Source organism: Nonomuraea sp. PA05 (assembly GCF_008086045.1).
Classification (GTDB): Bacteria; Actinomycetota; Actinomycetes; order Streptosporangiales; family Streptosporangiaceae; genus Nonomuraea; species Nonomuraea monospora.
Window position 1 is genome coordinate 69313 of sequence record NZ_VSEY01000046.1, and the last position, 20518, is coordinate 89830.

The window sequence follows — 20518 nt, forward strand, 5'->3', positions numbered from 1 at the left end:
TATCACGATGACGGCAGACTATACGACATGTCGCAAACTGCCGCTTTCTCCCCTCCTGTGAACACCCAACCGCAGGAAGCCGTTCCCAAGACCAGCGGCCTGCTCCTGGCGATCATCCTCGTGGGGCAGTTCCTGGCCATCCTGAACGTCAACATCGTCAACGTGGCCACCCCCACCATCGAGGCCGACCTGCACTCGTCGGGGGCCGGGCTGCAGATGATCGTCGCCGGTTACACCATCGTCTACGCCGTCCTGCTCATCACCGGGGCCAGGGTCGGCGACCTGTTCGGCTATCGCAAGGCTTTCCTCGGCGGCCTGGCGGTCTTCACGATCACCACGCTCGCCGCCGGCTTGGCACCCTCGACGACCTGGCTGGTCGCCTCCCGGCTGCTGCAGGGCGCCGGGGCCGCGATGATGATGCCGCAGGTGCTGACGTTGATCCAGCGCAACTACCACGGGGCGGCCAGAGGCCGGGCGATCGGCCTGTGGTCGCTGGTGATCAGCGGTGGCATCGTGGTGGGCCAGGCGCTGGGCGGGATCCTGCTGGGTCTCGGCCTGGGCTGGCGAGTGGTGTTCCTGACGCTGGTGCCCATCGCCGTGCTGCTGCTGATCGCCGGGCTCCGGGTGCTGCCCGCCGACCAGGGCGGTGGCCGTACCGGGCTCGACCCGCTCGGTCTGGTGAGCCTGTCGGCGGCCGTGCTGCTGTTCGTGGTGCCGCTGGTGCTCGGCCGCGACCTCGGCTGGCCCGCGTGGGGCTGGGTCTCGATGGGGCTGAGCGTGGTGACGTTCGTCGCGTTCGTCCGCGTCGAGCGCTGGGTCACCGCGCGCGGCGGGCGCCCGCTGGTGGACGCGCGGGTGCTGCGCGCGCCCGGCATGCGGCCAGGGCTGGCGATCCTGCTGTTCGGCCCGGCCACGTGGGGCGCGTTCCTGTTCACCTCCGCCCTGCACCTGCAAGGCGACCTGCACCTGTCGCCCCTGGCCTCCGGGATGATGATGGTGCCCTGCGCCCTGGCCTTCGGCTTGGTCGGGCTCGCCTGGCCGCGCCTGCCCGCGCGGCTGCAGCGACCGCTGGTGCCGTTCGGCTACGTGGTGGCCGCCCCCGCCTACCTCGGCCTCGGCCTCGCCTCCGGCGGCGGCGCCGGCTACGCGGTCATGAGCGCCCTCATCGGCGCCGGGCTCGGCGTGCAGGTCGCGGTCACGAACATGGCCACCGAACAGGTGGACGGCGCGTACGCGGCCGACGCCAGCGGCGCGCTGCTCACCGTGATGCAGCTCGGCCAGGTCATCGGCGTCTCCACCGTGGGCACCCTGTTCATCACCCTCGACCAGGGCGCCGCGTCCTCGGCCTCCGCGTCGCTGGCCACGTCCGTCGCCATGGCGGCCCTGGCCGTACTCGCCGGGCTGAGCTCGCTGTTCCTGGTACGCCGCCGCGTACCGGCCGCCGCCTGAACTGGAGCGACCACCACTCTCTCTCCGTCGGCCCGAACGGCCCGCTGCTGCTCCAGGACCACTACTCGAACCAGAAGATGGCCCACTTGCGCCGAAAGCGCGTCCCCGAGCGGGTGGTGCACTCCAAGGGCGGCGGCGGCGCGCACGGCTTCCTGCACATCACCGAGGACGTCAGCCAGTTCACCAAGGCCAAGCTGTTCCTGCGCTTCTCCACCGTCGCCCAGGGCCTGGGTTGACCCTCATCACCGCACGGCCCGCGCCCCTACGGGGAGCGCGGGCCGTAGCGCTGTTCGAAAGTCGATCAGGGAATTGGGGGCGTGGTGCTCTTGTCCTTCACGAACAGGCCTGTCAGGGCCATGATCGTGACGACGAGAGTGGCGATTCCGAGAAAGGTGACGCCACCTGCGCTCAACGCGTTCGGCAGATCGCCCGCCGTGGCGAAGACCACGATTCCCGCGATCAGGGCCGCGTTGAGAGCGAGGCTGAGAGCCAGGATGATGTAGCCGCCGTTCTTCATAGCCGTTCCCTCTGGTGAACGAGTAACGCTCAACCGCCTTGGACGTTGGCCAGCCGTCCAAGATGCGATGTATGGATGTTCGCGCGTCCATCCACATCCGGAAACCTTGTCTGCCTCGGGATCGTACACTGCAACTTGTATCTTGTGGTGCGTGCCTGAGTTTCCAGAAACGCATTGCGCAGACTATTGCAGCAGCGTCCACTGAAAGGCCTTTTCGCACCTGGCCAAGAACAGGATCGACGCAAGCCGAGAAAAATGCCGGAACTTGATCGGGCAACCGGGAAGCCCGTCTTCTACGGAAAGAGCGGCAGGTCGCAGAGGCGCGCCGCCGCTTGAACGGCCCTGGTGGTTGTGCCGACAACGCGCCAGGGCCGTCTCAACTCATGCACTGGCGACGAGCGCGTCCAGGTCGAATTCGCCGCTGAGGACGCCCTTTGTGAACGCCGCCCACTCCGCCGGCGTGAAGACCAGGACCGGGCCGTCCTGCTGCTTACTGTCGCGCAGCGCGACGTTGCCATCCGCCAGAGGCGCCACTTCGACGCATGCCGTCGCGCCGTTGCAGTAGCTGGCCTTACGCCAAGCCACCTTCGTGATGTCGTTGTGCATTTTCTTCCCTAGGCTCCGTTGCCTGTGTATTGAGTGGCGGCGTCGTCAACGCCGCCAAAGCATGGCCTTGCGCTGGATGAGCACACGAGACTCATCCTCATCCAGAGCTTCCGACCTCATATGGTCGAAGGCTGTTTCGTAACCAGCCACCCGCTCGAGGTCTTCCACGAAGTGGGCCGAATAGAGCTGCTCCAGGTACACCACATCGTCGAATTCCGCGAACTTGAGATGAATGAACGCACCGGTGTTGACCGGGTGAAGCGAGTCCAATGGTAGGACCTGAACGCCGACGTGTGACAGTAGGGACACCTCCAACAGATGTTCCATCTGCTCACGCATGACCGAAGGCTCCCCGAAACGGCGCATAAGCGCTGCTTCGTCCAGAATGACGCTCATCCGGCAGGGATCGGGTCTGTGCAGAACCCGTTGCTGCCGGTCGAGCCGGGCCTCGACCCTGCTGCGGACACCGCTGTGCGTGATGCGTGCGATGCCGCGCGTGGCGAGGATGACCTCCCGGGCGTAGTCCTCGGTCTGCAGGAGACCCGGCACAGCCTGGGGTTCCCAGTTGCGCTGGTGGATGGCCTCCGCCTCCAGGCCGAGGAATCTTGTGTACTCCTCGGGGAGGGTGTCCTCGTAATCCTCCCACCACCCGCGCTGCTCCGCGTCACGCAACAGGCCGACGAGCTCGTCAAGTTTGGCGCCGTCGGCGCGGTACAACTTCGCCATGGACTTGATGTCCTCGGCGGACGGCATGGTCTTGGCGGCCTCGATGCGGCTCACCTTGCTCGCCGACCAGCCCAGCTCCCTGGCGGCTTTGGCCCCGGTGTACTTCCGTCGCTCGCGGAGTAGGCGTAGCTCCTGACCCAGCCGGAGCCGCCGAACTGTTGGACTGCCCTGCTGCGATGGCACCGTCCACGCTCCTTCTCAGGAATGAAGGTGTAGCCGGATGGGACCGTTTGGAGCCCGGCTTTTTGGGCCGTTCGCCCAATCTTACACTGCAAGTTGCATGTGTTGTGCCGCACAGCCTTGCCAGAAGGCTTTCACGGGTAGAGCGTAGGAGCAAGGACAAGCTCCGTGAACTGGCAGGAGACGGGCGAGATCTTCCGGCTCCCAGCGGCCCTATGACGCTTGTCGTGCAAGTTGCACCGCAAGAAGCGAAGAAAAGTAAATCTTCCCTTGCTGGAAGTCTTGCAGCATTGACGGCAGCGGGGGACGATCAGAACCAGGAGGGTTCTCAAGTCGCGAGGGAGGCCGGACATGACGATACGGCCCAGCGCAACGAGCCTTTCGCCCACCGTCGCGCGCCCGCACGAGGGCCGCATCTCCGGCAACGTCGCCGTCCCGGAAAAGAACATCCGAAACAGGGAGGCCACTTGCCGGAAGGATCTCGTCATCGCCTGAATCGCACAGCGCGAATCCGCTCATTCGAGCACGAAAAAAACCGGGCCGAGGCTGATCACCGAGCGCCGCATACGGGCTGCCACCCTGCGGCGAAACTCGGTCACCAGCCTTCGGACCGGCAAGAAGCCACCTCTAAATGCCGCGAAAGGGGTCTTCTATGTACTCACAAGGTACCAAGGGGGTCAGCCGAATCAAGTCCTGGATCCAGGATCTCATCGCTTCCGCCGACTACGAGATCTGCGTGGAGCCCGACGAATTCGCCTTCCGGATGGGCTGGACCGTCACCAAGACCGGTTTCGGTTCGCGCAGGTACCGGGACCCACGGTTCGACCAGCTCCGCCAGCCACGCAAGGTGACAGAGGAGGTGTCCTGACATGGCGAGGAACCCGCGCAACCAGATGTACCCGGCCAGTGAGGACCTCCCCGCCGCGCGTGGCGGATCCGTCCTGGCCAGGCTCTGGCGGGCGCGCACCGAGCTGCTGCTGCTCGGCGGGCTGGCGCTGCTCGTCATGACCCTGCTGAGCGCCGCGCAGCAGGGCCGGTGGGTGCCCTTCGTCCTGGTGGCCGGCGCGGTCTCGGTGCCCGCGGCCACCAGGTTCGGCCGCAACTGGGTCGCGGCGCACTTCTGGTGCGTGGTCTCCCGGCACCGCCTGCAGCGGACCTGCCTGGAGACCACCCTGCACACGAGGGCGGGCCGCATCCCGCTGGTGCTCTGGATCACGCCGACGACCACGGGCGAGAAGGCCCTGGTCATGACCAGGGCGGGCATCAGCGCCGAGACGTTCGAGGCGTTCGGCGACGAGATCGCGGCGGCCTGCTGGGCCCGCAGCGTGAACGTCTACCGGCACCGCAGGCGGGCCCAGTTCCTCACCGTGGAGATCGTCAGGCGCGACGAGGCGCCCGGCGCCACCTCCCCCGGGCTGGACCGCCTGTACGGCCGCAGAGCCTGGATCCCGCTGAGATCCGAGCTAGAGGAGCCGCCTGATCTGGTGGCACTGCCCCAGGCAGGCTGAAGACCTAGGGAACGGGGCCGTCCCTAGGGGTGCAAGCCCCGGAGACCGCGGGGGCTCCGGGGCTTCCCCATGCGCCCGGTCCGCGCCAAGATGAGTTCATCTGGCGAACTCAGGAGTCGTGATGACGTCGACCGTCCACCGGACCTGTCCCCTGTGCGAGGCCGTCTGCGGCCTGACTCTCACCCTCGACGACGGCGGGCACGTGACCGGCGTCCGCGGAGACAAGGACGACCCGTTCAGCAAGGGGTTCATCTGCCCGAAGGGAGCCAGCCTCGGCCGCCTCGACGAGGACCCGGACCGGCTGAGCAAGCCGCTGATCAGGGAGGGCGACCTCTGGCGCGAGGTCGGCTGGGACGAGGCGTTCGCCGCCGTGCGGGCCGGCCTCGACCGGCTCGCGGACCGCCGCTCGACCGCCGTCTACCTCGGCAACCCCAACGCCCACACCATGGCGGGCGCCCTGTACGCCGCCCCGCTGATCAAGGCGCTGGGCACCCGCAACGTCTTCTCCGCCAGCACCGCCGACCAGATGCCCAAGCACGTGGCCAGCGGGCTCATGTTCGGCCATCCGCTGGCCATCCCGGTGCCCGACCTGGACAGGACCGACTTCCTGCTGATGCTGGGCGCCAACCCGCTGGAGTCCAACGGCTCCCTGTGCACCGCGCCCGACTTCCCCGGCAGGCTCAAGGCCCTTCGCGGGCGCGGCGGCCGGCTCGTCGTGGTCGATCCGCGCCGCACGCGCACCGCCGCGCTGGCCGACGAGCACGTCTTCATCCGGCCTGGCGCGGACGCGTACCTGCTGTTCGGCATCGTCCACACGCTGTTCGCCGAGGACCTGATCAGCCCCGAGGGGTACGAGCTCAACGGGCTGGAGGAGGTGCGCCAGGCGGCCAAGCAGTTCCCGCCCGAGGTGGTGGCGCGGCGCACCGGGGTGCCCGCCGAGACGATCGTCCGGCTGGCCAGGGAGCTGGCCGCGGCGCGCACGGCCGCCGTCTACGCCAGGATCGGCACGTGCACGGCCGAGTTCGGCACGCTGGCCCAGTGGCTGGTGGACGTGCTCAACGTGCTCACCGGCAACCTCGACAGGCCCGGTGGCGCGATGTTCCCCAAGCCCGCGACCGAGTTCGCCGGGCGGCGCAAGCCGTACGCGGTGGGCCGGTGGAAGAGCCGCGTCAGAGGCCTGCCGGAGACGAACGGCGAGCTGCCCGTGGCCACGCTGGCCGACGAGATCGAGACGCCGGGCGAGGGGCAGATCAGGTTCCTGCTGACGATCGCGGGCAACCCCGTGCTGTCGGCGCCGCACGGCGACCGGCTGGACGCGGCCTTCCGCGAGCTCGACTTCATGGTGAGCGTGGACCCGTACCTGAACGAGACCACCAGGCACGCCAACGTCATCCTGCCTCCGCCGCGGGTCCTGCAATCGGGGCACTACGACTTCGCGCTGCTCGGGTTCGCCGTGCGCAACTACGCGCGTTACTCGCCGCCGCTGCTGCCGCTGGACGAGCGGCCGTCGGAGGCGCAGATCCTGGCCAGGCTGGCGATGATCGCCTCGGGTCTGGAGGGGGACCTCGACGCGTTCGTCATCGACGAGATGTTGCGCAAGGCCACTGAGACGCCGGGCTCGGGCGTCGAGGGGCGGGATCTGGCGGAGCTGCGCGACCTGCTGGAGGGCGAGTCGGGCAGCGAGCGGCGGCTGGACCTCATGCTGCGGCTCGGCCCGTACGGCGAGTGGGCCGGCAAGGGCGACCTGTCGCTGCGCAAGCTGCTCGACAACCCGCACGGCCTCGACCTCGGCGCGCTGGAGCCCCGGCTGGGCGAGGTGCTCAGGACGGCCTCCGGGCTGATCGAGCTGGCGCCGCCGCAGCTCATGGAGGACGTCGAGCGGCTGCGCGGCAAGCTGGAGGAGGAGCCGCCGGAGATCGTCCTCATCGGGCGGCGGCACCTGCGCTCCAACAACAGCTGGATGCACAACGTGGGCCCGCTGGTCGGCGGCAGCAACAGGTGCACGCTGCAGATCCACCCGTCCGACGTGGCCCGTCTCGGCCTGGACGGCGAGGCCGTGGTGCGCTCGGCGAAGGGCCAGGTCACGGTGCCCGTCGAGGCGACGGACACGATCATGCCGGGCGTCGTCAGCCTGCCGCACGGATGGGGTCACGCGGGCAGTGCCCAGAACGTGGCGGCCGAGCACGCGGGCGTCAGCGCGAACACGCTCACCGACGAGACGACCCTGGACGTTCCGAGTGGTAACGCAGTGTTCAACGGAGTTCCGGTCACGATTTCACCAACCGGGGTGATCATCGCACATTAGGGTGTCGCGCGTGACTATCGCGCCAGAAGAGGACCGCCTGAACGCCCAGATCGCCTTCGCCATCGAGATCGACAAGTTGAAGCGGATCATCCGTCGCAACCATCTCATCGACGGTTCGCGGCGGGAGAACTCCGCCGAGCACTCCTGGTACGTGGGCACGCTGGCGATGGTCCTCGGGGAGCACGCCCCACCCGGAACGGACCTCCAGCGGGTGGTGGCCATGTTGTTGGTGCACGACCTGGTGGAGATCGACGCGGGTGACACGTTCATCTACGACACGGTGGCGGTCGAGGTCCAGGCCGAGGCCGAGCGGGCCGCCGCCGACCGCATCTTCGGCCTGCTCCCGGACGAGCAGGGGGTGTGGCTGAGAGAGCTGTGGGACGAGTTCGAGGCCAGGAAGACGCCGGAGTCGAGGTTCGCCAAGGCGCTCGACCGTTTCGCCCCGATCCTGGCCAACCATCACACCGAGGGCGGCACCTGGCCGCTGTTCAAGGTGACGGCAGGGCAGGTGAAGGAGAAGATCCGGATCATCGAGGAGGGCTCGCCCTCGCTCGGCGCGTACGCGTCGGAACTGGTCGAACTCTCGGTGGCCAGGGGACACCTGTCCGAGTGATCCCCACATGGCCGGGGTAGGGGACTTGTCGTGAAAGAGACAGTACGCGCGAGACGTCGGCAGTTGCGGGGTTTCGCCGGGCCGGTCGCCATCGCCGATCGGCTCGAGAAGTCGAAGGCCATGGACACGCCGATCAGGGGGCTGGCCAAGGCCGTGCGGCAGCGGCTGCGCCAGGGCCGCCTGCGCGACCTGCTGCACGGCGTCCCCATCGGAGAGCCGGTGCATCCGCCCCTGGCGACGGTCAGTTTGGGCTGCTGGCTCTCCACCGCCGTGCTGGACCTGGCGAAGGCCGACCCGCGGGCGGCCCGCCTGCTGCTGGCCACCGGCCTGGTCAACGCCCTGCCCACGGTGGCGGCGGGGCTGACCGACTGGTCCTCGCTGCACCGCGAGCAGCAGCGGGTGGGTTTCGTGCACATGGCGGCGAACCTGACCGCGCTCGGCCTCCTGACCGCCTCCCTCATGGCCCGGATGCGCGGACGCGAGCGACCCGGCCGGATGCTCTCCTACGCGGGGCTGGCCGTGGGCGGGCTCGGCGCCTATCTCGGCGGGCATCTGGCCTACCGGCAGGCCGCCGGGGCCAACCACGCGCCGCAGGTGACGCACCTGGTGCCGCTGGGCTGGCACGACCTGTGCCCGCTCAAGGACCTGCCCGACGGACGTCCGGTGGCCAGGCGGCTGGGCTACATCCAGCTCTTCGTGCTGCGCCAGGGTGACGGCGTCACCGTGCTGGCCGATCGCTGCCCGCACCTGGCGGGGCCGCTGCACCAGGGCAGGCTCGTCATGGAGGACGGCGAGGCGTGCGTGGTGTGCCCGTGGCACAGCAGCACGTTCCGGCTGGCCGACGGCTCGGTCAAGCACGGTCCGGCTACCGCGCCCGCGCCCGTGTTCGAGACGCGGATCAGACGGGACGGCACCATCCAGGTACGCCCGGGGTTGACCTGAAGTTTGGTTGAGGTCCTACCGTCGAGGTCATGAGCAAAATTCTTGTGACCGGTGCGACCGGAAATGTCGGCAGCCATGTGGTGTCCCAGCTCGCCGCGGCGGGCCTCGACATGCGGGCGTTCGCCAGGCGGCCCGAGCGGGTCCAGGCGGGCGTGGAGGTCGTGCAGGGCGATCTGACCGCCCCCGAGACGCTCGAACCGGCGTTGAAGGACGTGGAGAGCGTGTTCCTGCTCTGGCCTGGCTTCACGACGGGCAACGCGGCCGAGGCGGTGGAGAGGATCGCCGAGCACGCGCGGCGGGTGGTGTACCTGTCGGCGCTGATGCCCGGCAGCGAGGACGCCGCCGGCCACTACGGCGAGATCGAAGGGCTGATCAGGCGCTCCGGGCTCGGCTGGACGTTCCTGCGGCCGGGCGGGTTCGCGGCCAACACGCTGGGGTGGGCGGACCAGGTCAGGCAGGGTGTGGTGCGCTGGCCGTACGGGCAGGCGTCGCGGGCGCTGATCCACGAGAAGGACATCGCGGCGGTGGCCGTGCACGTGCTCACGTCCGCGGGGCACAACGGGGCCGCGTACGCCATGACAGGGCCCGCGGAGCTGACCCAGGCGGAGCAGGTGCGGCTGATCGGTGAGGCCGTGGGACGTGAGGTGCGGTGGGAGGAGCAGCCGCCCGAGGAGGCGCGTGAGCGGTTGCTGGCGGCTTGGGGGGACGAGGCGTTCGTGCAGAGCGCGCTGAAGGCCTGGGAGAGCTTCGTCGAGCACCCCGAGCGGGCCACCGACACCGTGCGGCGGCTGCTGGGGCGGCCGGCGCTGAGCTTCCGCCAGTGGGCCGAGGACCACGTGGCGGACTTCCGCTGATCGCACTGCACTCCAACACCGCCTGGCGCACCGCGCCGCACTGCCTGACGCGCCGCCTTACCTGACGCACCGTGCCGCCTGACGCACCGCGCCGCACTGCCTGACGCACCGCACTGCCTGACGCACCGTGCCGCCGACGCCGCTCGACGGACCCGGCGACGCGCGTACACCCCCCAAGGACCTCCGCCGACGTGCGGCGGGATCACCCGGCGGCGGCGGTGCGCCCGTCCGGGGGCTCGTCGGCGGGGTGCTCGACGAGGGCGAGGATGCGGCTGGACATGAATCGGGCCGTGCGCACCGGCGTGCCGCTGCGCGTGACCTCGCTCACCTCCACGAGCCCCCGCCGGTTGGCCACCTCCACCCGCCTGCCCGCGCGGGTGGCCGTGATCTCGTAGGTGCGCGGCGACGTGCCTCCGGCGTCGATGACGATCTCCACCCGGTCACCTTTCATACCGGGTTCATACCCATCGGCGATTATCCGTACACCAGTACGATAATGGCCACGACACCCACGCACACGATGACCCCGCGCAGCACCGGGGCGGGGATGCGCCGCCCGAGCCTGGCCCCGAGGAAGCCGCCCACGGTGGCCCCCGCCGCCACGCCCGCGGCGGCCTGCCAGTCCACGTCGGCGGCCACGATGAAGAACGCGGCCGCCACCCCGTTGACGATCATCGCGAGCACGTTCTTGGCGGCGTTCACCCGCTGGAGGCCGTCGTCGAGGAAGATGCCGAGCAGTCCGATCAGCAGCACCCCCTGTGCCGCGCCGAAGTAGCCGCCGTAGACGCCCGCGCCCAGCACGCCCAGCCACAGGGCCGCACCGCCGTGCGGATGCGGCTGCCGCCGGCGCGCGGCCACCCACGTGTTGAGCCTGGGCTGCGTCACGACGAGCACGCAGGCCAGCGCGATGAGGGCGACGACCACGATCTCGAACACGTCGGGATCGAGGAACAGCAGCAGGATCCCGCCGATCAGCGCGCCCAGCGCGGAGGCCGCGCCCAGCCGCAGCAGGCGGTCGCGCTGCCCCTGCAGCTCGGTGCGGTAGCCGAAGGCGGCGCTGAAGGAGCCGGGGACGAGACCGACGGTGTTGGAGACGTTCGCGATGACGGGGTCGACGCCCAGCGCCACCAGGGTGGGGAAGGTGATCAGCGACCCCGACCCGACCACCGCGTTGATGGCGCCGGCCACCACACCGGCGGCGCACACCGCGGCCAGCTCCCAGCCCGTCACGAAACCCTCCAAGCAGCCGCCGCGTGGTGCCCCGTCGGGCCGCGGCGTCGGCGGGGTTCCTACGGGCTGTCCTGTCCCTTGGGGGGTGTGAACAGGCCGCCCAGGTTCTCCAGGACCTTGCCCATCTCAGAGGGGACGATCCAGATCTTATTGGCGTCGCCCTTGGCGATCTCGGGCAGGGTCTGGAGGTACTGGTAGGCGAGCAGGTGCTGGTCCGGGTTGCCCTCGTGGATGGCCTTGAACACCATGCCGATCGCGTCCGCCTGCCCCTTGGCGCGCATGGCCTGGGCCTCCGCCTCCGCCTGCGCGCGCAGCACGGCGGCCTCCGCCTCGCCGCGCGCCCGCAGCACCGAGGCCTGCTTCTCGCCCTCGGCGGCCAGGATCGCCGCCTGGCGCTGCCCCTCGGCGGTCAGCACGGCGGCGCGCTTGTCGCGGTCGGCGCGCATCTGCTTCTCCATCGAGTCCTGGATGGAGGCGGGCGGGTCGATGGCCTTCAGCTCGACCCGGTTGACCCGGATGCCCCACTTGCCGGTCGTCTCGTCCAGCACGCCGCGCAGCGCGGTGTTGATGTCCTCACGGGAGGTCAGCGTGTGTTCCAGGTCCATGCCGCCGACCACGTTGCGCAGCGTCGTGACGGTGAGCTGCTCGACGCCGACCAGGAAGTTCGCGATCTCGTACGTGGCCGCCTTCGGGTTGGTGACCTGGAAGTAGATGACGGTGTCGATGGAGACCACGAGATTGTCGGAGGTGATCACCGGCTGCGGCGGGAACGACACCACCTGCTCGCGCAGGTCGATCATGTCCTTGATCCGGTCGATGAAGGGCACCACCAGGTTCAGGCCCGGCGTGAGCGTGCGGTGGTAACGCCCGAGGCGCTCGACGATGGCGGCCGTGGCCTGGGGGATGATGCGGATCGTGCGGGCCACCCCGAAGCCCACCGCCGCGACCACGACCAGGGCGACGATGAGCTGCTCGACGGACATGGCGACGCTCCGGAGTCGAGGGAACCGACTTCGTAGATCCTATTTGGTTTTAGGTATCGGCGTCTTTTATCACCATAAATGGCGATCTAGCGAGCGCGCGGGTCCGGCGTCAGTGCGCACGGGCGTACCAGCGGCCCTCCGCGCTGCGATCGAGCGTCAGCGGCACCCCGAACGTCTGCGAGAGGTTGTCGGCGGTCATGACGTGCTCCAGCGGCCCCTGCGCCACCACCGAGCCGTGCCGCAGCAGCAGCGCGTGCGTGAACCCGGCCGGCACCTCCTCCACGTGGTGCGTCACCAGCACCAGCGTCGGCGAGCGGTAGTCGCCCGCCAGCACCGACAGGCGGCGCACCAAGTCCTCCCTGCCGCCCAGGTCGAGGCCCGCCGCCGGCTCATCGAGCAGCAGCATCTCGGGGTCCGGCATCAGCGCGCGGGCGATCTGCACGCGCTTGCGCTCGCCCTCCGACAGGGTGCCGAACCGCCGCCTGATCAGATGGGCCGCGCCCATCATGTCGATCAGCTCGACCGCCCTGGTCACGTCGTTGGAGTCGTACTCCTCCGTCCAGCGGCCCATGATCCCGTACGAGGCGGTCAGGACAAGGTCGATGACCTTCTCCTCCGGTGGGATGCGCTCGGCCAGCGCGGCGCTCGCCAGCCCGATCCTGGGACGCAGGTCGAACACGTCCGCCTGCCCCAGCCGCTCCCCCAGCACCTCGACGACACCCTCGCTCGGGTACAACAACGTGCCCGCCACCTGCAGCAACGTCGTCTTGCCCGCGCCGTTGGGACCGATGACGGCCCAGCGCTCGTCCCCGTTGACCGTCCAGTCGATGCCGCGCAGCAGGGCCGCTCCGTCGCGCCTGACGGCGACGTCCTGGAGCCGCAGCACCTGACCACCCATCCCCGATACCTCCTTAGGAGTCACCCTCGGGACAAACCTATTGCAGGGCGAGCGCTTATCGTGGATCGGTGCGCCCTGAATCGCCTGTCTGTCCATCCCTGGTCGCCTGGGGCAACGCGTGGCTGTCCGGTCACGTGGGGCTCGACGAGGCGGCTGACCACGTGGAAGCCGTCGGCGGGCCCGCCGTCGCGGGCGACGTGCCCCTGCGTAAATACCTCGCAAACCTCCGCGCCGAGGGTCTCAGCGAGCTGCGGCTGGCCCTGCCCGCGCCCGGCGACCCGCTCGGGCTGTCCGGCCCGCCGCCGTTCAACTCGGCCGCCGTGGACGCCGGCCAGGCGGCCATCGCCGTGCTGCGCGACCGCAATCTCGGCTTCGTGCCGCTGCCCGACCGGCGCGGGTCCTCCTATGTCGGTGTACGGCTGGAGGTGCACGACGCCGGCCCCGTGCGCCACGACCTGCCGTCCCTCGCCGAGGCGGAACGTGAGCTGTCCGGCGCGATGCGCGCCGCCACCGAAGCCCTGACCTCGGTCGACGGGCCCGCCCAGGACCGCCCGGAGCTGCTGGGACGCGGCGGTGAGCTCGCGCCCGGCTACCCCGGCCGCGCGCACCGCGTCTCCGCCCTGGCCACCCGGCTGGGAGCGGTGCTGCGCCTGGCCGACGAGCGCGGCCTCACCTCGGGGCAACTCGCCGCCCGCGCCATCGCGCTGCGCGACCTTGACCACGCGGTACGCCGCGCGCTCGTGGCGGCGCACCACGCGATCTTCGAGCCCGTCAGGAACCAATAGCGCCGTCCCCGGCCTTCCAGATCCTGACCAGCTTGTCCTTGCCTGCCGAGACGATCGCCACCCCCTCGTCCGCGGGGACGACGCCGACGGCGTACACGCCGCTCTTGTGGGCCTTGACCGGCTTGCCCAGTGCCTTGCGGGTCTGGGGGTCCCACAGGCGGATGGTGCCGTCGGTGCCGCCGGACAGCAGCACCGCGCGGTCGCCCATGGTGCCGAAGGACAGCGAGTAGACGATCTTCTTGTGGCCGGACATGGTGCCGATCGTCTTGCCGCTCTTCACATCCCAGAGCCTGATTTTTCCGTCTTTACCACCCGATGCGATGACCGTCTTGCCGTCCAGCCTCGACATCGCCACCGCGTACACGCCCTTCGAATGGCCCTTGTACGTCTTGCCGTACTGCTTGCGCGAGGACATGTCCCACATGCGCACCGTCTCGTCCTCACTGGCCGAAACCGCCACCGCGCGGTCGCCTACGTGGCTCGCGCTCAGCCAGTTCACCGGCTTGCGGTGCGCCCTGATCATCTTGCCCGTCGCCTTGCGCCTGCTCAGGTCCCAGAACCTCAGGTAGCCGTCGGCGTCGCCCGTCACCGCCACGTACCTGCCCTTGACCTTCGTCAGCGCCACCGCGTAGACCGCGTCGCCGTGCCAGCCGAGCACCTTGCCCTTGCGGGTCTTGAGGTTCCACAGGCGGACGCTGCCGTCGTAGCCGCCGGAGACGGCCATCGGGGTCTTGCCCATCATCACGCAGGCGACCGCGTAGACCTCCTCGCTGTGGCCCCTCATCGTGGCCAGCGGCTTGTGGCCGGCCAGGTCCCACAGGCGCACCCGGCCGTCCTGGCCGCCCGTGACCAGCCAGGTCTTGTCGCCGTTGCGGACGGCGGAGAGCGTCTGGACGCCCTTGGTGTGGCCCTTGAGCGACTTGCCGTCCTGCTTGCCCAGCACCGGGACCGTCGCCTGCTCCACCTCGGCGGGGGTCGGCGTCACCACGGTGGGTGTGGGTGTCGGGGGTGCTGGTGTCGGGGGTGGTGGTGTCGTCGGCGGCGGGGTCACGGACGTGGTCACCTGCGCCACCGTCCCGTCGCCTGTGCCCAGCATTCTCGGGCCGAAGTACAGGACGCCGCCTGCCAGGGTCAGCGCCACCACCAGCGTTCCCGCCACCAGGGCGGCGCGCCGTCGCCTCGCTCTGGCCTCGTCGGGCTTCTCCTCGGTGGGGGTGTGCTTGAAGAACGCGTCGTTCCCGTCGCCCGGCCTCTCGGTGCGCCTTTCGTGCGGCCTTTCGGTGCGCCTGTCGTGCGACACGGCGGGGTGCCCGGCACGTGGCGGCGGCGCGCCAATACGTTGGGCAGGCGACCCGTGCGGTGGCGCGGGCGACCCGTGCGGTGGCGCGGGCGGGCGCGGCGCTTGAGCGGCAGGCGGCGGCCCAGCGGGCGGGCGCGGCGCTTGGACGGCAGGCGGGCCTTGCGGCGGCGCGGCGGCACGTCCGGCAGGCGGGCCCTGCGGTGGTGTGTAGCCGTCGCCCGACGGGCTGACCCACCCCGTGGGGCTGACCCGGCTCGAAGCGGCAGGCGCGACCAGGCCGGGCCGGCCGTCAGGCGCGATCCAGCCACCCCCCGCAGCCGCACCACCAGCCCCCGCCTCGGCGGCCACCTGCGACCCCGTGCTCAGCGCCTCGTCATCGCCGGCCGCCTCCTCCCCCTGGTTCTCCAGCAACGAGAACAGAACCTCAGCCGCCGCAGGCCGCTCCTCCCCCCGCTTCCGCAGGCACCCCTGCACGATGGCCCGCAGCTCATCGGGCAACACCGAAAGGTCGGGCTCCTCGTGCATCACCCGGTAGATGACCGCCGGCAAACTGTCCTGCCCGAAGGCGGGCCGCCCCGTGGCCGCGTACAGCATGGTGAGAGCCCAGCTGAACATGTCGCCGGCGGGCCCCACCCGCTCCCCCGAGATCTGCTCGGGCGACATGTAGGCAGGCGTCCCCACGACCCCGCTGCTGATCGTCATCGCCGAGTCCAGCGCCCTGGCGATGCCGAAGTCGATCACCCGGGGCCCGTCGGTCCCCAGCAGCACGTTGCTCGGCTTGAAGTCCCGGTGGACGATCCCCGCCCGGTGGATGGCGGCCAGCGCGGTGACGGTGCCCACGGCCAGCCGGTGGAGGGCGCCGCCTTCGCGCGGCCCGTCGCGCTGCACCACGACCTGCAGCGACACCCCGTCCACGAGTTCGCTGACGATGTACGGCTGTTCCCCGTCCATGTTCGCCCCGAGCACCTGCGCCGTGCAGAACTGGGCGACGCGGCGCGCGGCGGCCACCTCGCGCAGGAAGCGTTCGGAGTCGATGCCGGGTTTGTCCAGCCGGGTGTTGAGCAGTTTGATCGCCACGAGCCGCCCGTCCGGCGACTCGGCCTTGTAGACGATTCCCTGCGCACCCTTGCCCAGCCGCCCGATCAACCGGTAGTCGCCCAGCGTGACCGGATCACTGGACTGTAAGGGGTGCGTTTGCGGCACCTGGTCCTCCCCCTTGTGCTTGACCCCCGTTCACAAGCGTGATGAGCCTACGCAGAAGCCCGCAAGCCATCCCAGGTCACGAAAGATCATCGCTCTATGCGAAAAAATCTGCCCTACGCAATAATCATGGAGAAGATCGGGGATTTCCAGCACCGTACGGGGAGCCGTCGCATGCGCAGAAGCTTCAGCCTGTTCTTAGCCGGTGGACTGGCCGCCGCGCCCCTGACCGTAACGGGCCAGGCCAGCGCCGTAGCCACGACCGTGACGCGGGCCACCACGGGGGCCACCGCCGCGCCTTATTCGAACTTCAAAATCTCCGTGAAGTACACGAAAAGGACCAAACGCGGCGGAAAGATGACGTATTACGTGCGAGCCAAGAATCTCGGCCCGCACTACGCCGACTATTACTACATCGGCGGCCAGCTTCCCAAGGGCGTCAAGCCGACCCTGCGCTGGGGCGGCCCCAAGGGCACCAAATGCGAGTGGGCGGGCCGGTGGTTCTGGTGCTGGGGCCCGCTGGCACTGGAGAAGGGCAAGACCGACTGGCTGAACTTCCAGCTCACCCTCAAGAGCGGCACCAAGGGCACGGCCACCGCCCGGCTCGGCGTCATCTCGTTCGACGTCGACCAGGGCATGGAGAACATGAGCGAGGCCGAGCTCAAGCGCCTGGGCATCAAGCACCACTACGACCTCAAGACGGTCAAGACGACGATCGTCAGCCCGCCGCGCAACCCGGGCAGGGGCTGGACGCCGCCGCCTCCGGTCAAGGACTACAACCCGCCCGCCAGCCACGAGGAGTCGAACACGAAGAAGGACACCTAGAGCGTCCTTCAGCCCAGGCCGTGCCGTACGGCGTACAGCGCCGCCTGGGTGCGGTCCTGCACGCCCAGCTTCATCAGCACGTTCGAGACGTGCGTCTTGACGGTCTTCTCCGCGACGGCCAGGCTCCGCGCGATCTCCCTGTTGGAGCGACCGGCCGCGATCAGCGCGAGCACCTCGCGCTCGCGCTCGGTCAGCGGCACCGGCGCGGGGACGGCGGCCTGCGCCGCCGCCGTGGCCAGCATCGCCTCCGCTGCCTCGGGGGCCAGCAGCACCTGCCCGCCGTGCACGGCGCGCACGGCCTGGACCAGCGCGTTCGGATCGACGTCCTTGTAGAGGAACCCGGCGGCGCCCGCCCGCATCGCGGGGCCCACGTCGGACGGGTCGCTCATCGAGGTCAGCACCACGATCCTGGTGGTGACGCCGGACAGCCGCTCCAGCGCGCCGAGCCCGTCCATGACCGGCATCTTCAGGTCGAGCAGCAGCACGTCGGGCGCCAGCTCGGCGACCAGCTCGACGGCCTGCGCCCCGTCGCCCGCCTCGCCGACGACCGTGATGTCGTCCTGGAGGTCGAGGAAGGTCCGCAACCCCTGCCGCACCACCGGATGATCGTCGGCGATCAGCACCCGGATCACACGCTCACCTCCACGCGTACGGTGGTCCCGGCGCCTGGCGCCGACTCCACCGACATCTCCCCACCGACCGCCTCGGCCCTGTCGCGCATCGACGCCAGCCCGAGCCCGCGCGAGTCCGTCTGTTCGAACCCGCTCCCGTCGTCCCGCACGACCAGCTCCAGCCTGCCGCCCGCGTACGCCAGGCGCACGGCCACCGCCTCGGCCCCCGAGTGCCGCAACGCGTTGTGCAGCGCCTCCTGCGCCACCCGCAGCACCGCCACCTCCACCGCCGCGTCGAGCGGCGGCAGCTCGCCGCACTCGAACGTGACCGCGACCGGATGGAGCCGGTCGAGCAGGCGCACGTGCTTGCGCAGCGTCTCGGACAGCCCGTGCCGGTCAAGCTCGGCGGGCCGCAGCTCGACGATCACCGCCCGCAGCTCGGACAGGGCCTCGCCGGCCAGCCGCTGGACACGTTCGAGCTCGACGGCGGCCTTGCCGGGGGCCTTGTCCAGCATGGCTCCGGCGGCCTGCGCGGACAGGCGCAGCGAGAACAGCTTCTGGGTGACCGCGTCGTGCAGCTCCCTGGCCATCCGGTTGCGCTCCTCCAGCATGGCCAGCTCGCGCCCGTTCTCGTACAGCCTGGCGTTGATCAGCGCGATCGCGGCGTGCGCTGCGAACAGCGTGAGCAGCTCCTGGTCCTCCTGGGTGAAGCCGCCGCAGGTGCGCTTGTTCGCCAGGAAGATGATGCCGAGCACCTGCTCGCGGTCGCGGATCGGCACCCCGAGGAAGTCCTTCATCACCGGGTGCGCCTTCGGCCACCACTCGAACCGCTCGTCCTCGCGCAGGTCGGGCAGCCTGACCGGGGTGCCGTCGCGCAGCATCGCGCCGAGCATGCCGTGCTGCCTGGGCAGCGGCCCGATCGCGTCCCACTGCTTGTCGGTCAGGCCCTCGGCGACGAACTCGGCGAACGACCCGTCCTCGTCGGGCACGCCCAGCGCGGCGTAGCGGGCGTCGAGCAGCCGCTGCGCGGAGCGTACGATGACCTGCAGCACCTCGCGGACCGACAGATGGCGGGTGACCGCGAGCACCGCGGAGCTCACCGCCTGCAAAATCTCGTCCCGGTCGGAGGTCACGGCCCCCACTCTAAGGTCCTAGGACGAAGTGCCCAGGCCGGGACCGGTCCTCAGCCCGATGTCCTGCGCGCGTCGCGTTCCTACCGTCGGATACATGACGAACACCGCGATCATCACCGGCGCCTCCCGCGGACTCGGTCTCGCTCTGGCCAGGTCGCTGGCCGGCGCGGGATGGAACCTCGTACTCACGGCGCGCGGCTCCGACGACCTGGAGCGGGCCGCCGACGAGCTCGGCGCCACCGCGATCCCCGGCGACGTGACGGACCCCGCCCACGTGCGGCGGCTGGCCGAGGCGGCGCCCGAGCTGGACCTGCTGGTCAACAACGCCAGCGACCTGGGCGTGACGCCGCTGCCGCCGCTCTCGATCTACCCCCTGGACGCGTTCAGGGCGCTGCTGGAGACGAACGTGACGGCTCCGCTCGCCCTCGTCCAGGCCACGCTGCCGGCGCTGCGCGCGTCGCGCGGCTCGATCGTGAACATCACCTCCGACGCCGCGACCGGCGCGTACGAGGGCTGGGGCGGCTACGGCGCCACCAAGGCCGCGCTGGAGCAGCTCTCGAACGTGCTGTCCGCCGAGGAGCCCGAGCTGCGGGTCTGGTGGGTGGACCCCGGCGAGATGAACACCCGCATGCTCGCCGACGCCGTCGGCGAGGAGGACGCCTCCGCCGCCACGGACCCCGCCAAGGTCGCGGCGGCCCTGTACGACCTGGTCGGCTCGCGCCCGGCGAGCGGGAAGGTGAGCCTGCAATGACCGCCGCGCTGGACTTCTCGCTGCCGCCCGGCCTGTCGGCCCACGAGCCGCCGGAGGCCAAGGGCATGGCCAGGGACGCGGTGCGGCTGATGGTCTCGCGCGGCGACCTGGAGCCGACCCATCACCACTTCAGCGACCTGCCGGCCCTGCTGGACCCCGGCGACCTGATCGTGGTGAACAACTCGGCCACCCTGCCCGCCGCCGTCCGGCTGGACCGCCTGTCGGTGCACTTCTCGACCGTCAGGCCGGACGGCACGTGGCTGGTGGAGCTGCGCCGCCGTACCGCCAAGGGGTCGGAGCCGTACGGCGGGGGCGAGCCGGGCGAGTGGCTGCCGATGCCGGGACGGGCCACGTTGCGGCTGGTCGGGCGCGAGACGCCGCGGCTGTGGCGGGCGGTGCTCGACCGGGACGTGGAGGCGTACCTGCGGGTGCACGGGGTGCCGATCCGCTACTCGTACGTGGAGCGGGACTGGCCGATCGAGGCGTACCAGACCGTGTTCGCGACCGTGCCGGGCAGCGCGGAGATGCCGAGCGCGGCGCGGCCGTTCACGGCCGATCTGGTGACGGCGCTGGTGGCGCGCGGGATCGGGATCGCGCCGATCACCCTGCACACGGGGGTGGCCTCGGCCGAGAAGGACGAGCCGCCCTACGCCGAGCGGTACGAGGTGCCGGCGGCCACGGCCCGGCTGGTCAACCTGACCAGGGAGAACGGCGGGCGCGTGGTGGCTGCGGGCACCACGGTGGTGCGGGCGCTGGAGACGGCCGCCGGCCCTGACGGGCGGGTCGCCGCGTCGGCGGGCTGGACCGGGCACATCGTCACGCCCGAGGCCGGGGTGCGGGCGGTCACGGGGCTGATCACCGGGCTGCACGAGCCGCGTTCCAGTCACCTGCTCATGCTGACCGCGATCGCGGGGGAGGCGGCGCTGGCGCGGGCGTACGAGGAAGCGTTGCGAAAGGGATATCTGTGGCACGAGTTTGGCGACACGCACCTGATTCTGAAGTAATAGACTTTACTAAGATTTTAGGTTTGTGATAGGAAAAGCCGACATTTACGGGGGCTTGGTTCTGTGACGTCCCCGTGTCCCTTCGTAACGGAGACGTG

The 20518-nt window shown here is 70.2% G+C and carries 23 protein-coding genes; 13 read left to right on the forward strand and 10 right to left on the reverse strand.

Annotation, left to right across the window (positions count from 1 at the left end):
• Window positions 1-57: 57 nt before the first annotated feature.
• Window positions 58-1449, forward strand: coding sequence for an MFS transporter (locus FXF51_RS48990; protein WP_222871813.1), 1392 nt, complete (start codon window positions 58-60; stop codon window positions 1447-1449).
• Window positions 1446-1685, forward strand: coding sequence for a catalase (locus tag FXF51_RS48995; protein WP_411268435.1), 240 nt, complete (start codon window positions 1446-1448; stop codon window positions 1683-1685). Before FXF51_RS48990 ends, FXF51_RS48995 begins: the two co-directional genes overlap by 4 nt.
• Before the next feature lie 65 nt (window positions 1686-1750).
• Here the strand turns inward: FXF51_RS48995 and FXF51_RS49000 are convergent, their stop codons facing one another.
• The 3 genes from FXF51_RS49000 to FXF51_RS49010 all read right to left on the reverse strand — a co-directional run bounded on the left by FXF51_RS49000 (window position 1751) and on the right by FXF51_RS49010 (window position 3481).
• Window positions 1751-1966, reverse strand: coding sequence for a hypothetical protein (locus tag FXF51_RS49000; RefSeq protein WP_148441698.1), 216 nt, complete (start codon window positions 1964-1966; stop codon window positions 1751-1753).
• 381 nt (window positions 1967-2347) lie between these two features.
• Window positions 2348-2572, reverse strand: coding sequence for a DUF397 domain-containing protein (locus FXF51_RS49005; RefSeq protein ID WP_148441699.1), 225 nt, complete (start codon window positions 2570-2572; stop codon window positions 2348-2350).
• 45 nt (window positions 2573-2617) lie between these two features.
• Window positions 2618-3481: a helix-turn-helix domain-containing protein gene (locus tag FXF51_RS49010; protein WP_148441700.1), complete on the reverse strand. Its 864-nt coding sequence runs from the start codon at window positions 3479-3481 to the stop codon at window positions 2618-2620.
• Between the two features lie 348 nt (window positions 3482-3829).
• Between FXF51_RS49010 and FXF51_RS61375 the strand changes: the two genes are divergently transcribed.
• From FXF51_RS61375 to FXF51_RS49040, 7 genes are all read left to right on the forward strand, one after another.
• A complete protein-coding gene (locus tag FXF51_RS61375; RefSeq protein ID WP_187414996.1) occupies window positions 3830-3973 on the forward strand; it encodes a hypothetical protein in 144 nt (47 codons plus the stop codon).
• 157 nt (window positions 3974-4130) lie between these two features.
• The gene (locus tag FXF51_RS49015) at window positions 4131-4346 is read left to right on the forward strand and encodes a hypothetical protein (protein ID WP_148441701.1); all 216 of its coding nucleotides are present in this window, start codon (window positions 4131-4133) and stop codon (window positions 4344-4346) included.
• 1 nt (window position 4347) lies between these two features.
• Window positions 4348-4986 carry a hypothetical protein gene (locus FXF51_RS49020; protein ID WP_148441702.1) on the forward strand — a complete coding sequence of 213 codons (639 nt, stop codon included), beginning with the start codon at window positions 4348-4350 and terminating at the stop codon, window positions 4984-4986.
• A gap of 121 nt (window positions 4987-5107) precedes the next feature.
• Complete coding sequence (locus FXF51_RS49025; protein WP_148441703.1) at window positions 5108-7291, forward strand: molybdopterin-dependent oxidoreductase; 2184 nt, start codon at window positions 5108-5110, stop codon at window positions 7289-7291.
• 1 nt (window position 7292) lies between these two features.
• Window positions 7293-7904 (forward strand): HD domain-containing protein, encoded by a 612-nt coding sequence (locus FXF51_RS49030; protein ID WP_148441704.1) that lies wholly within the window; start codon window positions 7293-7295, stop codon window positions 7902-7904.
• 30 nt (window positions 7905-7934) lie between these two features.
• Window positions 7935-8846: a Rieske 2Fe-2S domain-containing protein gene (locus FXF51_RS49035; protein ID WP_262380364.1), complete on the forward strand. Its 912-nt coding sequence runs from the start codon at window positions 7935-7937 to the stop codon at window positions 8844-8846.
• Between the two features lie 29 nt (window positions 8847-8875).
• Window positions 8876-9700, forward strand: a complete 825-nt coding sequence (locus FXF51_RS49040; protein WP_148441705.1) for an NAD(P)H-binding protein — start codon at window positions 8876-8878, stop codon at window positions 9698-9700.
• Between the two features lie 202 nt (window positions 9701-9902).
• Here the strand turns inward: FXF51_RS49040 and FXF51_RS49045 are convergent, their stop codons facing one another.
• The 4 genes from FXF51_RS49045 to FXF51_RS49060 all read right to left on the reverse strand — a co-directional run bounded on the left by FXF51_RS49045 (window position 9903) and on the right by FXF51_RS49060 (window position 12811).
• Window positions 9903-10151 carry a hypothetical protein gene (locus FXF51_RS49045; protein WP_148441706.1) on the reverse strand — a complete coding sequence of 83 codons (249 nt, stop codon included), beginning with the start codon at window positions 10149-10151 and terminating at the stop codon, window positions 9903-9905.
• A gap of 23 nt (window positions 10152-10174) precedes the next feature.
• Window positions 10175-10930, reverse strand: coding sequence for a sulfite exporter TauE/SafE family protein (locus FXF51_RS49050; protein ID WP_148441707.1), 756 nt, complete (start codon window positions 10928-10930; stop codon window positions 10175-10177).
• Between the two features lie 59 nt (window positions 10931-10989).
• Window positions 10990-11913 (reverse strand): SPFH domain-containing protein, encoded by a 924-nt coding sequence (locus tag FXF51_RS49055; protein WP_148441708.1) that lies wholly within the window; start codon window positions 11911-11913, stop codon window positions 10990-10992.
• Window positions 11914-12022: 109 nt separating this feature from the next.
• Complete coding sequence (locus FXF51_RS49060) at window positions 12023-12811, reverse strand: ABC transporter ATP-binding protein (RefSeq protein WP_148441709.1); 789 nt, start codon at window positions 12809-12811, stop codon at window positions 12023-12025.
• A gap of 68 nt (window positions 12812-12879) precedes the next feature.
• Here FXF51_RS49060 and FXF51_RS49065 point away from each other — a divergent pair, with 68 nt between their 5' ends.
• Window positions 12880-13596, forward strand: a complete 717-nt coding sequence (locus tag FXF51_RS49065; protein WP_262380365.1) for a hypothetical protein — start codon at window positions 12880-12882, stop codon at window positions 13594-13596.
• Here FXF51_RS49065 and FXF51_RS49070 read toward each other — a convergent pair.
• Window positions 13583-16099, reverse strand: a complete 2517-nt coding sequence (locus FXF51_RS49070; protein WP_148441710.1) for a serine/threonine-protein kinase — start codon at window positions 16097-16099, stop codon at window positions 13583-13585. The genes FXF51_RS49065 and FXF51_RS49070 overlap by 14 nt on opposite strands.
• A 366-nt stretch (window positions 16100-16465) precedes the next feature.
• Between FXF51_RS49070 and FXF51_RS49075 the strand changes: the two genes are divergently transcribed.
• Complete coding sequence (locus FXF51_RS49075; RefSeq protein ID WP_148441711.1) at window positions 16466-16921, forward strand: hypothetical protein; 456 nt, start codon at window positions 16466-16468, stop codon at window positions 16919-16921.
• An 8-nt stretch (window positions 16922-16929) separates the two neighbouring features.
• Here the strand turns inward: FXF51_RS49075 and FXF51_RS49080 are convergent, their stop codons facing one another.
• Window positions 16930-17553 (reverse strand): response regulator, encoded by a 624-nt coding sequence (locus FXF51_RS49080; protein WP_148441712.1) that lies wholly within the window; start codon window positions 17551-17553, stop codon window positions 16930-16932.
• Complete coding sequence (locus FXF51_RS49085) at window positions 17550-18665, reverse strand: GAF domain-containing sensor histidine kinase (protein ID WP_262380366.1); 1116 nt, start codon at window positions 18663-18665, stop codon at window positions 17550-17552. The genes FXF51_RS49080 and FXF51_RS49085 overlap by 4 nt, the downstream gene beginning before the upstream one ends.
• Window positions 18666-18759: 94 nt before the next feature.
• Between FXF51_RS49085 and FXF51_RS49090 the strand changes: the two genes are divergently transcribed.
• Window positions 18760-19416, forward strand: coding sequence for an SDR family oxidoreductase (locus tag FXF51_RS49090; protein ID WP_148441714.1), 657 nt, complete (start codon window positions 18760-18762; stop codon window positions 19414-19416).
• Window positions 19413-20420, forward strand: a complete 1008-nt coding sequence (locus FXF51_RS49095; RefSeq protein ID WP_148441715.1) for an S-adenosylmethionine:tRNA ribosyltransferase-isomerase — start codon at window positions 19413-19415, stop codon at window positions 20418-20420. The genes FXF51_RS49090 and FXF51_RS49095 overlap by 4 nt, the downstream gene beginning before the upstream one ends.
• The last annotated feature ends 98 nt before the right edge of the window (window positions 20421-20518 follow it).